The organism is Actinomadura miaoliensis (assembly GCF_039536785.1).
Classification (GTDB): domain Bacteria; phylum Actinomycetota; class Actinomycetes; order Streptosporangiales; family Streptosporangiaceae; genus Spirillospora; species Spirillospora miaoliensis.
Genome location: NZ_BAAAZG010000019.1, coordinates 90,133 through 103,436 on the forward strand (window position 1 = coordinate 90,133; position 13,304 = coordinate 103,436).

The following is a 13,304-nucleotide window of genomic DNA, read 5'->3' on the forward strand; positions in this document are numbered from 1 at the left end:
GTCAGCTCAGGGCGCGCCCGAGCAGCAGCCGCATGCCCGTCGCGTAGAGCTCGGCGGGCACCCGTTCGGGGTCCAGCAGGTGCTGCAGGGCGAGCCCGGCGTCCAGCGCCATGGCCAGCGCCGCGCGGTCGTCGGGGGCGATGCCCTCGGCCTCGTCCAGGTGCGCGGCCAGGCGCGCGCGGCGCGCGGCGTACCAGTCGGCGACGCGCCAGCCCGCCGCGTAGTCGCGCATGCCGTACAGCCAGAACTCCACCAGCAGAAGGGCCAGCAGGCGGGCGTGCTCGCCGGAGATCCGCCGCGCGTACGCCCGCCCGGCCCGCTCGAACCGCTCCTCGGCGGGGCGGCCGGCGTCGCACAGCTCCGCGCTCACCTCGACGCCGAACCCCTCGCCGGTGTAGCGCTCCAGCAGGGTCAGCAGCAGGTCGGACTTGCCGGCGAAGTTGGAGTACACCGCGCCCTTGGTGAGCCCGGCCGCCGCCGCCACCTCGTCCAGGGACGCGTTGTGGACGCCGCGTTCGGCCCACAGCCGCTGCGCGGCGGCGAGCAGCGCCGCCCGGGTCTGCTCGCGCGTGTACCGCCGGGACCCGCCGCCGGGGGGCGCCGTGCCGCCGCCGTCGGTCTCGTCCTCGCCGGGCGTGCCGAAGGCAGTGTCGATCATCGTTGGTCCCCTCCGTCGCGGCATGCCCCGGCGGGGCCGCCCGGCACGCGGCGGGGACGCCGTGCGCGCGGACGTGGGCGATGCCTGGCCACTCCTCCCGTCCATGGGGATACACCGGGGCGTCATGGTCAATCCGGAGATTGCCTGATGTGGCCGGTTCGCCGCTCTCCGTGGCCGACCCGCCGGCACCGCGTCTCTCCAGGTCGCCGCGGGGGCGGCGGAAGGGTGACAGGAGTTGGTCCTACTGACGGGTAGTCAAATATGGCCGGGGGGTCATACGCTGCTGTGCCATGGCACCCCGGACCGTCCCCGCCGAAGGCGCGGCGGAGCACACCCTCGCCCCCACCCTGATCGAGCGGCTGACGTCCCACGTCACCGCCGCGGACGACGCTCCCACGGCCACCGTCTCCACGCCCTTCACCGGTGCGACGCTGGCCACCGTCCCGCTGTCCGGCCCCGACGACGTGCGCGCCGCCTTCGAGCGGGCGCGCCGGGCGCAGCGCGCCTGGGCCCGGCTGCCGGTCGCCGACCGTGTCAGGCCGTTCCTGCGGCTGCCCGACGCCCTGGTCAGGCGGCGCGACGAGATCCTCGACATCATCCAACTGGAGACCGGCAAGGCCCGGCGGCACGCGCTGGAGGAGTTCCTCGACGTGGCGATGTGCGCGCTGTACTACGCCCGCCGCGCGCCCCGGCTACTGCGTCCGCAGCGCCGCAAGGGCATGCTGCCGGGGCTGACCCGCGTCCAGGAACTGCGCCACCCCAAGGGCGTGGTCGCGCTCATCGCGCCCTGGAACTACCCGTTCGCGCTCGGCGCCGGGGACATCGCGCCCGCGCTGATGGCGGGCAACGCCGTCATCCACAAGCCGGACACCCAGACCTGCCTGTCCAGCCTGTGGATCCGGGACCTGCTGGTGTCGCTCGGCCTGCCGCGCGAGCTGTGGCAGGTCGTCGTCGGCGACCCCGCCGAGATCGGCGACCCGCTGCTCGACGGCGCCGACTACGTCTCGTTCACCGGCTCCACCCGCGGCGGCCGGGCCATCGCCGAGAAGGTCGCGCCCCGCCTGGTCGGCTACTCCCTGGAGCTCGGCGGCAAGAACCCCATGATCGTGCTGGCCGACGCCGACGTGGAACGCACCGCCCGCGGCGCCGTCCGGGCCTGCTTCACCAACGCCGGGCAGCTGTGCATCTCGATCGAGCGAATGTACGTCCACCAGGACGTCTACGACCGGTTCGTGCCCCGCTTCGTCGAGCTGGTCAAGGGCATGCGGCTGGGCTCCGGCCTGGACTTCGCCGCCGACATGGGCTCGCTCACCTACCCGCGGCAACTGGAGGCGGTCACCCGGCACGTCGACCAGGCCGTCGGCAAGGGCGCCACCGTGCTCGCCGGGGGCCGGGCCCGGCCCGACCTCGGCCCGCTGTTCTACGAGCCGACCGTCCTCACCGACGTCACCGCCGACATGGACCTGTGCGCCGACGAGACGTTCGGCCCGGTCGTGGCGATCTACAAGGTCGCCGACGAGGACGAGGCCGTCGCCCGCGCCAACGACACCGCCTACGGCCTCAACGCCTCGGTGTGGACGCGGAACGTGGCGCACGGCCGCCGCGTCGCCGCCCGGATCGAGGCGGGCACCGTCAACGTCAACGACGGCTTCGGCGCCGCCTACGCCTCGCACGACGCGCCCATGGGCGGCTTCAAGCAGTCGGGCGTGGGCCGCCGCCACGGCGCCGAGGGCCTGCTCAAGTTCACCGAGGCGCAGACGATCGCCAGCCAGCACCTCATGGACCTCGAACCCCCCGGCGGCGTCGGCTACGAGCGCTTCGCCGACCTGATGTCGACCGGCGTCACGCTCATGAAGCGGCTGCGGATCAGGTGAGGGGGACGCCCGGCATGCACGACTACGACGTCCTGGTCATCGGCTCGGGATTCGGCGGCAGCGTCTCGGCGCTGCGGCTCACCGAGAAGGGCTACAGGGTCGGCGTGATCGAGGCGGGCCGCCGCTTCGACGTCGCCGCCGCCCCGGCGGACGGGGACACGGGGAACCGCCACCCCGGCCTGCCCCGGACCAACTGGCGGATCTCCCGCTACCTGTGGGCGCCGGCGTTCGGCCTGACCGGCCTCCAGCGCATCCACCTGATCCGCGGGGCCAAGGGCAGCCGCGTCATGGTGCTGGCCGGGGCGGGCGTCGGCGGCGGCTCCCTCAACTACGCCAACACCCTCTACGTCCCGCCCGCCCCGTTCTTCCGGGACCGCCAGTGGGCCCACATCACCGACTGGCAGGACGAGCTCGCCCCCTACTACGACCAGGCCAAACGGATGCTGGGCGTCGTCCAGAACCGCACCGTCACCGCCGCCGACAAGGTGATCAAGAAGGTGGCCGAGCGGATGGGCAAGGGCGACACCTTCGTGCACACGCCCGTCGGCGTCCACTTCGGCGCCGGACCGGGCGTGCCGAGCGACGACCCGTATTTCGGCGGTGCCGGCCCGCGCCGCCGCGGCTGCACCGAGTGCGGCGAGTGCATGGTCGGCTGCCGCCACGGCGCCAAGAACATGCTCACCGAGAACTACCTCTACCTGGCCGAACGCGCCGGCGCCCGGATCATGCCGCTCAGCCGCGTGACCCGGGTGGAGCCGCTGCCGGGCGGCGGCTACGAGGTGGAGATCGTCCGCACCGGCTCGTTCGGCCGCAACCGCAAGACCCTCACCGCCGAGCACGTGGTGTTCGCCGCCGGGACCTATGGCACGCAGAAACTCCTGCACACGATGAAGGCCACCGGGCGGCTGCCGCGCCTGTCCGACCGGCTCGGCGCGCTCACCCGCACCAACTCCGAGGCCATCCTGGGCGCCGGACGCCGCAACGGCCGTCCCGGGCCCGACTTCTCCCGGGGCGTGGCGATCACCTCGTCGTTCCACCCGGCGCCCGACACCCACATCGAACCCGTCCGCTACGGCAGGGGGTCCAACCTGCTGGCGCTGCTGCAGACGCTGCTGGTGGACGGCGACCGTCCCGGCGAACGGCACCGGCCGCGCTGGGCCAAGTTCCTGCGCCAGGCGACCCGCCGCCCGCGGGACCTGGTGCAACTGTTCGACGTCCGGCACTGGTCGGAACGCACGGTCATCGCGCTGGTCATGCAGAACCGCGACAACTCCATCACCCTCGCCCCCAAGAAGGGGCCGTTCGGCTGGGACGTGCGCGCCCGCCGCGGCCACGGCGAACCCAACCCGACCTGGATCCCCGCCGGGCACGAGGCCACCCGCCTGATCGCCGAGGAGATCGGCGGCATGCCCGGCGGCGCCTGGGGCGACCTGTTCGACATCCCGCTGACCGCGCACTTCCTCGGCGGCTGCGTGATCGGCGACTCGCCCGAGACCGGCGTCATCGACCCCTACCACCGCGTCTACGGCCACCCGGGCCTGCACGTGGTGGACGGCTCGGCCGTCTCCGCCAACCTGGGCGTCAACCCGTCCCTCACCATCACCGCCCAGGCGGAACGCGCCATGGCGTTGTGGCCGAACAAGGGCGCCCCCGACCCGCGTCCCGCCCTCGGCGCCCCCTACAGGCGCGTCGCCCCGGTGGCCCCGAAGAACCCGGCCGTCCCGGCCCACGCCCCGGCCGCCCTGCGCCTGCCCATAGCCGACATCACCTAGCGGGGTCGGCGCGGTAGGCGGGCCAGACCTGGCGGATGCGGGCGCCCTGGCCGCGGGTGAACTCGCGCATGCAGGTGTCCCACGTGTAGTTCATGAAGTTGTGGACGGGGTCGGGTCCGTCGCCGGGGCAGGTGTCCTTGCCGGTCGGGCACTCGTGGGAGGGCTCGCGTTGGGGCGGGGTGTCGGCGACGCGGTCGCCCTCGCCGCCGCAGCCGTCCTGGAAGGTGTGGTAGAGGCCGAGCCAGTGACCGGTCTCGTGGACGGCGGTGAACCCCCGGTCGAAGTTGGCGATCGAGCCGCCCGGCATGCTCTCGGGGTTGATGACCACGCCGTCGCGGGCCGGCTCGGTCGGGTACTTCCAGGGGAAGGTGGACCAGCCGAGCATCTCCCTGCCGGTGTCGGCGCTGTAGAGGTTCAGGGTGCCCGCGCCGCCGCGCCGCAGCAGCGGCTTGTACTTCATCTCGTGCGTCTCGGGCCGGGAGTACCAGGCGGCGTTGTCGGTACGGGTCACCTGCACCAGTTCGAACCGCACGCCGGTGTCGGCGCCGCCGTGCCCGCCCCCGTAGGCGGTGTTCATCGCCGAGATCTGCCGCCGGATCCGCTTGGTCGGCACGTCACCGCGCGCGCCGTCGTGCAGGACGTGGAAGTAGACGGGGACCTTGATGCGCCCCGGCAGGGTGCGCCGCTCGCCGTCGGAGGCGCCGCGCAGCCGCGCGAGCCGGGCGGCGAGGTCGCGTTCCACCGCGCCGACCTCGGCGGGCGTCATCTCGTTGCGTTCCCGCACGCCGGGATCGGCGGTGCGGACGCGGGCCGCGGAGGCGCCGCAGTCGCTCACGGACGGGCGGGGGGCGGAAGGGACGGGGGAGACGGAAGGGACGGGGGAGGGGGGCACGACCGCGGCGGCCAGCGCGGCGACGGCGAGCAGCTTCACACCATTCCTTACGGTGAGGACACGAAGAGAAGTCGGATCATCACCTACAGGTACCAGTGATCGGGGTCGCGGGGGGCGTTGTCCGGAGAAACGGACGCCTGCCGTTATCGGCCGGTCGCGGTGCGTGGGCCGGAGACGGACGGGGCGCGCGTTGGCGCAGGCAGGGGCCTCTAAACTGGAAGGGCCCGCCCCACCTCATTGCGAAAGGCGCCGCTGGTGGCCGCAGACCAGTCCTTTGACACCGTTCTCGTCGTCGACTTCGGCGCGCAGTACGCCCAGCTGATCGCGCGGCGGGTGCGCGAGTGCCATGTCTTCAGCGAGATCGTCCCCTCGACCATGCCCGCGGCGGAGATGCTCGCCCGCAAGCCCAAGGCGATCATCCTGTCGGGCGGTCCCGCGTCGGTGTACGAGGCGGGCGCCCCGATCGCGCCCGACGGCCTGTTCGACATCGGCGTGCCGACCCTGGGCATCTGCTACGGCCACCAGGTGATGGCGCAGGCGCTCGGCGGCACCGTGGAGAACTCCGACGTCGCCGAGTACGGTGGCGCGACGGTCGCCGTCACGCACCCCGGCCTGCTGTTCGAGGGGTTGCCGCACGAGCAGGCGGTGTGGATGTCGCACCGCGACTTCGTCAGCCGCGCCCCCGACGGCTTCACCGTCACCGCCCGCACCGACGTCACGCCCGTGGCGGGCATGGAGAACCGCGAACGCGGCTTCTACGGGGTGCAGTTCCACCCCGAGGTGCTGCACACCGCGCACGGCATGGAGGTGCTGCGCCGCTTCCTGTACGAGGCGGCGGGCTGCCGTCCCAACTGGACGATGGCCAACATCGCCGACGAGGCCGTCGAGCAGATCCGCGCGCAGGTCGGTTCCAGGCGCGCGCTGTGCGCCCTGTCGGGCGGCGTGGACTCGGCGGTGGCCGCCGCACTCGTCCAGCGCGCCATCGGCGACCAGCTCACCTGCGTGTTCGTCGACCACGGGCTGCTGCGCAAGGGCGAGGCCGAGCAGGTCGAGAAGGACTTCGTCGCCGCCACCGGGGTGAACCTGCACGTGGTGGACGCCCAGGAGCGGTTCCTGGCCGCGCTCGACGGGGTCGTCGACCCCGAGCAGAAGCGCAAGATCATCGGACGTGAGTTCATCCGGGTGTTCGAGGAGGCGGCCCGGGAGATCGTCGAGGGCCACGCCGACTCCGAGCCGGTCGAGTTCCTGGTGCAGGGCACGCTCTACCCGGACGTGGTGGAGTCGGGCGGCGGCACCGGCGCGGCCAACATCAAGTCGCACCACAACGTCGGCGGCCTGCCCGATGACCTGCAGTTCACCCTGGTCGAGCCGCTGCGCACGCTGTTCAAGGACGAGGTGCGCGCGCTGGGCGAGCAGCTCGACCTGCCCGCCGAGATCGTCTGGCGGCACCCGTTCCCCGGCCCCGGCCTGGGCATCCGCGTGATCGGCGCGGTCACCCGGGAACGCCTGGACATCCTGCGCGAGGCCGACGCGATCGCCCGCGAGGAGCTGTCCAGGGCGGGGCTCGACCGCGACATCTGGCAGTTCCCCGTGGTGCTGCTCGCCGACGTCCGCTCGGTGGGCGTGCAGGGCGACGGCCGCACGTACGGCCACCCCGTCGTCCTGCGCCCGGTCACCAGCGAGGACGCCATGACCGCCGACTGGGCGCGGCTGCCCTACGACGTCCTGCAGAAGATCTCCACGCGCATCACCAACGAGGTCCGCGAGATCAACCGCGTCACCCTCGACATCACCAGCAAGCCCCCCGGCACCATCGAGTGGGAGTAAAGGTCATGAGGGTTCGGACGAGGTCTCGTTCGAACCCTCATGTATGACGTCGGTTCAGGCGAGCGGCGTGAGTCGATGCGGCTCCGAGCACATCCGCCACGCTGCGCTCTCCGGGCTCCGCAGGCGTCCGGCTCCCCACGTTGCCGGATCATCGCGTGAGAGGATTCCTTCGCGGGCACCGCCCAGAACGTCCGCCGCCTGCCCGAGACCGGGAGTGCCGATGGAGCCCTTGCAGCCCGGCGATCCTCGGCGGGTCGCCGGTTACCGGATAGAGGGCCGGCTGGGGGCGGGGGGCATGGGGCAGGTGTTCCTCGGTCGTTCGCCCGGTGGCCGTCAGGTCGCGGTGAAACTCGTCCGGCCCGAGCACGCCGACGACCCCGGATTCCGTGCGCGGTTCGCGCGGGAGGTGCAGGCCGCCCGCCTGGTCGGCGGGTTTCACACCGCCCCTGTCGTCGATGCCGACCCCGACGCCGACCCGCCGTGGATGGTCACCGCCTTCATCCCGGGCCCGTCGCTGCGGGACGCCGTGGCCGACCATGGCCCGCTCGCCCCCGAAGAGGCCACGGCCCTGTGCGCGGGCCTGGCCGAGGGCTTGGCCGCCATTCACGCCCACGGGCTGGTCCACCGAGACCTCAAGCCCGGCAACGTGATCCTGGCCGCCGACGGGCCCCGCATCATCGACTTCGGCATCGCCCGCGTCCTGGACGCCAGCGCCATCACCGTGACCGGCGCCGTCGTGGGGACGTACGCCTACATGTCGCCCGAGCAGATGCGGGGCGAGACGATCGGGCCGGCCAGCGACGTGTTCTCCCTCGGCGCTCTGCTGTGTTTCGCCCTCACCGGCCGCCCGCCCTTCGGCACCGGACCTCTTCCCGCCCTCGTGCACCGCATCACCGGCGAACGGCCCGACCTGCACGGCGTACCCGATCCACCCCGGAGACTGGTCGAAGCCTGCCTGGCGAAGGATCCCGCCGACAGGCCGCCCGTCGGCGACATCCTCGCAGTGCTCAGCGAATCCGCCACGCTCAGCGAATCCACCACGCTCAGCGAATCCGCCGCGCCCAGTGAATCCGCGGAGCCCACGACGGCGGTTTCCCCCGCCACGGCACCTCCGCGCACCCCCGTCCAGGAGCAGGACTCCACGGCACCGAAAACGACTTCCACCCGAACCACGGCCTCCCTCTCCTTCGTGGCGTTCGCCCCGGACGGCCAGACCCTGGTGGTGGTCGGCCACGGCGACGGTCAGGGGATCCTGTGGCTGTGGGACCTGGCCAGCCGGACCACCAGGGGCGTCTTCGCCCTTCCCACTCGTTACCTCGGGCACCAGGCGCTCAGCCCGGACGGCAGGATCCTCGCCACCACGGCCGGCGACGGCAAGATCTGGCTGTGGGACCTGGCCCGCCACACCTGCGTCGGCAGCCTGACCGCGCCCACCGACAGCATGAGGCGGATGGCGTTCAGCCCGGACGGTACGGCCTTGGCCGCAGAGGGCGGCGGCCGAGGCAACAAGAGCGGGGGACTCTGGCTGTGGAGGCTCCCCCCACCAGCCGGTGACAACGCCCGGGTCGTTCGGGCCAAGCACATCGCCAGTGGCGGAGTCGGCTCCTTCGCCTCGGTGGCGTTCAGCCCGGACGGCAGGACGCTGGCCGGCGGCGGCCTCGAGGACGACATCCAGCTGTGGGATGTCGGCACCGGATTCAGAACGGCCAGGTTCACCGGGCCGCTCTGGCGCCGTACCGCGGCCCTGTTCCGGCTCCGGCTCATCATGTCGCTGGCGTTCAGCCCGGACGGCGGCACGCTGGCCTGCGGTGGCCATTACCCCGGGGTCAGATTGTGGGATGTGAAGAGCCACAGCCGCATCGGCACCCTCAGCGGCCCCACCGACTCCCTCTGGTCGGTGGCCTTCAGCCCGGACGGCAAGATCCTCGCAGCCGCCGGTGTCGGCGGCCCCCAGGACGAGACGCTCTGGCTCTGGGATGTCGCCGGCCGCACCCGCATCGCAGCGATCAACACACCCGGATCAACCGGCATCGCGGTGGCGTTCAGCCCGGACGGCGGCACGCTGGCCAGTATCCACCTCCTCGATGAAACGGTCCGGCTGTGGGAGGTGCCCAGCGGCACGAGCCTCGGCGCCCTTGCCTGCCGGGCGCCCGATTCCTTCTCCGCGAGCTTCCGTTTCTGAGGCGGCACCGGCGCCGGTGTCCGGCGCGCATGGCGAAGGCCCGGGTGTTCGCTCGCACCCGGGCCTTCGCGTCGCCGGACGTCGTGTCAGACGGTGGCGGGGGAGAGGGCCGCCTCGGCGTCCAGGGTGGCGGCGGTGGCGTTCACCACGGCGGCGACGCGCAGCGCCTCCTGGATCAGCTCGCGGGACAGGCCGCTCTCGCGCAGCACCTTCTCGTGCGACTCCAGGCAGCGGCCGCAGCCGTTGATCGCCGACACGGCCAGGCACCACAGCTCGAAGTCGACCTTGTCGACGCCCGGCTTGCCGATGATCGACATCCGCAGCTTGGCGGGCAGCGTGGCGTAGGTCTCGTCGCCGATCAGGTGGGTGGCGCGGTAGTAGACGTTGTTCATGGCCATGATCGAGGCGGCGCCCTTGGCCGCCTCGAACGCCTCGGCCGACAGGTAGTCGGCCGCCTCCTCGGCCACCTCGGCGATGACCCGGGGGCTGCGGGTGGCCAGGGCGCAGGCCAGCACGGTGCCCCACAGCTGCTGCTCGGTCAGCTGGGAGGTGGAGGTCACCGAGCCCAGGTTCAGCTTGGTGTCCTTGGCATAGCCCGGAAGGGCGTTCTTCAGCGCGTCGATGCTCACGAAGGGTGCCTTTCGATCATGCGGGCGGCCGGGTCGCGGTGCCGCGTCCCGGCCGCCCGGTGTGGCGTGTCCTCACGCGGGGGGACGCCGCCCCCCCGGCCGACGGGGAGGCGCTCAGACGCCCGCCATCAGCTTCTTGGCGTCCAGGGTCTCCTCGCCCTTGTTCCAGTTGCAGGGGCACAGCTCGTCGGACTGCAGGGCGTCGAGGACCCGCAGGACCTCCTTGACGTTGCGGCCGACCGAGCCCGCGGTGACCATCGCGAACTGGATCTCGTTGTTGGGGTCGACGATGAAGGTGGCGCGCTGCGCCACGCCCTCGTCGGTGAGGATGCCGAGCGCGTTGGTCAGCTCGCGCTTGACGTCCGCCAGCATCGGGAAGGGCAGCTCGCGCAGGTCCGGGTGGTCCTTGCGCCAGGCGAAGTGGACGAACTCGTTGTCCACCGAGGCGCCGAGCACCTGGGCGTCGCGGTCGGCGAACTCCTCGTTCAGCCGGCCGAACTCGGCGATCTCGGTCGGACAGATGAAGGTGAAGTCCTTCGGCCAGAAGAACACCACGCGCCACTTGCCCTCGTACGACTTGTGGTTGATGGTCTCGAAGGCGTTGTCAGGGTCCAGCGAGACGCAGGCGGTCAGCTCGTACTCGGGGAACTGGTCACCGACGGTAAGCACGCATGCTCCTTTGGTTGCGAGTCCAGCGCCCCGTGCGTCGACGGGGCGGGTACTGGGGACGCGCCGCCGAGGCTGGTGTTCACTCGGGGTGCGCGTGTCACTTAGCGTGCCCCACGGCTCCCGGGAATGAGAAATCAGCGCGCCATGCCGCCGCGATAAGAGTTGCCTATCAATGGACGGAAGCCCTGATAGAAGGAGCTTTCAGTAGCGCGAGGTCGACGCCGTCCTGACCGGAGGATGACCGATATCACACCTGGTCGGCACCGTGTCACCACCGAACATTAACGCGAAGTTTAGTGGAGAACCTACCGGAAACAAGACGACCATCCCGACACTCAACGTGAGGCAGGACAATAACGCATTCCCGTCCCGAAACGTCCCGGACGTAATCATCTCGGAGAGATCAGTCTCATGTCACGGGACGGGAATGTGCGCGAGGCCATGCAGGCGGCGACCACGAGCCGACGATCGTCCCCCTCAGGGCGCACCTGGTGCTGGCCGGGCACCTGCGAGTGGCCGAGCCTCAGGCATCGGTGGTCGACGTTCATCCGATCACATGCGAGGGCCTGTCGAGCCAGACGTGCAGCCCTTCCGGGGACACCGTCGCACCGAATCGCGTGCGATCAGGGCGGCCGACGGCGTTCCAGTACATCCATGCCGAGCTGACCTCTTCCCACAGGTCACGTTCACCGTAGGCGGTGACCTCGAACTCGTCGGCGTCGGGAACGAACTCCACGACCGCCCACGAGCCATGCTCGCGGGCGCCGGGGAAGGTCTCGTGCAGCCACAGTGTCGCCTCGCCGCTGCCGTCCTCCGCCTCGTGTAACTCGTACCGGATGCCGGGTGCCATCGCGGAGATCACGAGCCCACCGCCGTAGGTCCGCCAGTCGGGCGCGTTCTCGGGCCTGCCGACGCACTTGGGATTGATCTTCGTGAAGTACTGCCGGGCCTTGTCCTCGTCGTGCAGGAAGGACGAGGGAGAACAGGGCGCGTGCCGCTGGGCACGCAGCATCATGTAGCCGGCCGAGCCGTGGATCTTGCCCACTGCCTCGTCGCCGATGCGGTTGAGCGTGAGCTTGTGCCCGTGTCCCCAGACGGGGCACCACGGCATGACCGCCGTACCTCCAGGACGCAGAGCCTCCATCCACGACCAGGGGATGTCCGCGACGCCTGCGGTTACATGGAGCCGGTCGAACGGCTTGTCGGCGGTGTAGTCGAGCGCGTCCATCGCCAGCACTTCGACGTTGCGGAAACCCGCCGCCGCGACCCGCTCTGCCGCGGGCTCCGCCAGCGAGGGGTCCACCTCAATGGACACCACCCGTCCCTGCTCGCCGACAATGCCGGCGAGCAGAGACGCGGTCCAGCCGGAGCCCGTTCCGACCTCCAGTATCCGGTCCCCCCGTACCGGCGCCAGCAGTTCACCGAACTGGGCGACGATGCCCGGGGCCGAGACCGAGGAGGTGAACCGGCCGTCACCGGTGGCGGGGTCGCCCGCGCCGTCGTCGACCTGGGTGACGATGGAGGTGTCGGAGTAGACGGCGCCGAACCACTGTTCAGGCCGTTCCCGCTTGTCGATCGAGAAGGCCGGAACGCCGTCCTGGTCGGGGACCGCCCACCCGCGCTTTGGGACGAACAACTCGCGGGGCACCTGCAGAAGGGCTTTCGCCCACACGGGCCAGGTGAGGTCCCCCTGGCCCGCCAGAATGCGGTTCAAGTCGGCCGGAGCCCTGCCTTGGGTCAGACCAGGGGCCTCGTTCACTTTCGGATCTCCTTACCGCTTGCCGTCGCCGCTGTTGCCCTTGGTGGACACGTTGCCGCGTCCGCCGCCCTGCGGAGTCTGGCTGTCGCTGCTCTTGTCGTCGGTGTCCTTGCCGCTTTCGTGCCGACCCTTGCCCATCATTACCTCCTGCTCAGAGAGGTCTCTAATTCTGACTTTGTGGTGCTTGACCCTGTGCCGCTGAGAATTCCGTCGTGCGACTGGAGTGGGGCTTTCTGGTTCTTTGGGGCAGACGACGACCGTTCAGGCGCGGAGTCGGAACCGGGCGGCGTCGTTGTATCGCAGCACGAAGCCACGGCCGAGCAGAAGATCAGCGATCATTCCCCAGTGGCTCCGGCAACGGCACTGCGGCCTGTCGAGGATGAGGATCTCCACAGCCCCGTCCAGGATGCAATGCCTCGCCCCACACCTGTGTCCGTCAGGACAAGCGTCCACTACCAGGACGATGGCCTGTCCGGTATTCACGCGGCGTCCAGATTCCATCGGGCGACCTTAGGCTCCGGAGCCCTCTGCATGTCCTGGGCCAGGCTTTCCAGGTTCTTCCGAGCCTTTTCGACCACCACCTCGGCCCGGCGGCGCTCGTACCCGTTGACCCACGACACACCCTCGGCGCACCACGGCTCGTACACCCGCAGAACCGCCCGGTTGTAAAGATCCCAGACGAACATCTGATCGGAAATCAGGACTTCACCCGATTGCATGCCCTCCATGTCGTTCCTCCGTCGTAACTCTGCGTACTGAGTCACAGAGTGACTGGCGGGCAGTAGGGTTGTCTTCATTCGTGGAGGAAACGAAAGTTTGGTGATCTTTGTTGCCTGCGGCAGACGCTCTTGATCCGGACAACAACCCTTGGCATTGGGTATCTGTTGACCTGCGGGTATGGCGCATTGAGCGCAACAAGTCACAGGCTGACGTGGCGGACATCTTGGGCTTGGAATCTTCTACGGTTTCGAACATTGAAGCGGGCAGGTCAAAACTGACCACAGAGAACGCCCGAAAGCTGGACGTGGCATGGCGTACCAGG

Annotated in this window: 11 protein-coding genes and 1 pseudogene; 5 read left to right on the plus strand and 7 right to left on the minus strand. The window is 70.6% G+C overall.

Annotated features, from left to right (window positions below; all coding sequences use genetic code 11):
• Window position 1: 1 nt before the first annotated feature.
• Window positions 2–658, minus strand: coding sequence for a TetR/AcrR family transcriptional regulator (locus ABD811_RS16415; protein ID WP_344947725.1), 657 nt, complete (start codon window positions 656–658; stop codon window positions 2–4).
• Window positions 659–948: 290 nt separating this feature from the next.
• Here ABD811_RS16415 and ABD811_RS16420 point away from each other — a divergent pair, with 290 nt between their 5' ends.
• Window positions 949–2,532, plus strand: coding sequence for a succinic semialdehyde dehydrogenase (locus ABD811_RS16420; RefSeq protein WP_344947728.1), 1,584 nt, complete (start codon window positions 949–951; stop codon window positions 2,530–2,532).
• A 14-nt stretch (window positions 2,533–2,546) separates the two neighbouring features.
• Window positions 2,547–4,304, plus strand: coding sequence for a GMC oxidoreductase (locus ABD811_RS16425; protein ID WP_344947731.1), 1,758 nt, complete (start codon window positions 2,547–2,549; stop codon window positions 4,302–4,304).
• Here ABD811_RS16425 and ABD811_RS16430 read toward each other — a convergent pair.
• On the minus strand, window positions 4,297–5,235 hold the full coding sequence (locus ABD811_RS16430) for a zinc metalloprotease (protein ID WP_344947734.1): 939 nt from the start codon (window positions 5,233–5,235) through the stop codon (window positions 4,297–4,299). The two genes, ABD811_RS16425 and ABD811_RS16430, sit on opposite strands and share 8 nt — an antisense overlap.
• A 213-nt stretch (window positions 5,236–5,448) precedes the next feature.
• Between ABD811_RS16430 and guaA the strand changes: the two genes are divergently transcribed.
• Window positions 5,449–7,023, plus strand: a complete 1,575-nt coding sequence (gene guaA, locus ABD811_RS16435) for a glutamine-hydrolyzing GMP synthase (protein WP_425549420.1) — start codon at window positions 5,449–5,451, stop codon at window positions 7,021–7,023.
• A gap of 220 nt (window positions 7,024–7,243) precedes the next feature.
• On the plus strand, window positions 7,244–9,205 hold the full coding sequence (locus ABD811_RS16440) for a WD40 repeat domain-containing serine/threonine protein kinase (RefSeq protein ID WP_344947741.1): 1,962 nt from the start codon (window positions 7,244–7,246) through the stop codon (window positions 9,203–9,205).
• Between the two features lie 86 nt (window positions 9,206–9,291).
• Here ABD811_RS16440 and ahpD read toward each other — a convergent pair whose 3' ends face one another.
• The 5 genes from ahpD to ABD811_RS16465 all read right to left on the minus strand — a co-directional run bounded on the left by ahpD (window position 9,292) and on the right by ABD811_RS16465 (window position 12,990).
• Window positions 9,292–9,834: an alkylhydroperoxidase, AhpD family gene (gene ahpD, locus ABD811_RS16445; RefSeq protein WP_344947744.1), complete on the minus strand. Its 543-nt coding sequence runs from the start codon at window positions 9,832–9,834 to the stop codon at window positions 9,292–9,294.
• 114 nt (window positions 9,835–9,948) lie between these two features.
• Window positions 9,949–10,503, minus strand: coding sequence for a peroxiredoxin (locus tag ABD811_RS16450; protein WP_344947747.1), 555 nt, complete (start codon window positions 10,501–10,503; stop codon window positions 9,949–9,951).
• Window positions 10,504–11,047: 544 nt separating this feature from the next.
• The gene (locus ABD811_RS16455) at window positions 11,048–12,217 is read right to left on the minus strand and encodes a methyltransferase domain-containing protein (RefSeq protein WP_344947750.1); all 1,170 of its coding nucleotides are present in this window, start codon (window positions 12,215–12,217) and stop codon (window positions 11,048–11,050) included.
• Window positions 12,218–12,274: 57 nt separating this feature from the next.
• A complete protein-coding gene (locus ABD811_RS16460) occupies window positions 12,275–12,400 on the minus strand; it encodes a hypothetical protein (protein WP_344947753.1) in 126 nt (41 codons plus the stop codon).
• 341 nt (window positions 12,401–12,741) lie between these two features.
• Window positions 12,742–12,990, minus strand: coding sequence for a hypothetical protein (locus tag ABD811_RS16465; RefSeq protein WP_344947756.1), 249 nt, complete (start codon window positions 12,988–12,990; stop codon window positions 12,742–12,744).
• A gap of 101 nt (window positions 12,991–13,091) precedes the next feature.
• Between ABD811_RS16465 and ABD811_RS44005 the strand changes: the two are divergent.
• A pseudogene (locus ABD811_RS44005) lies at window positions 13,092–13,271 on the plus strand (helix-turn-helix transcriptional regulator); the annotation flags it as partial.
• Window positions 13,272–13,304: the final 33 nt, after the last annotated feature.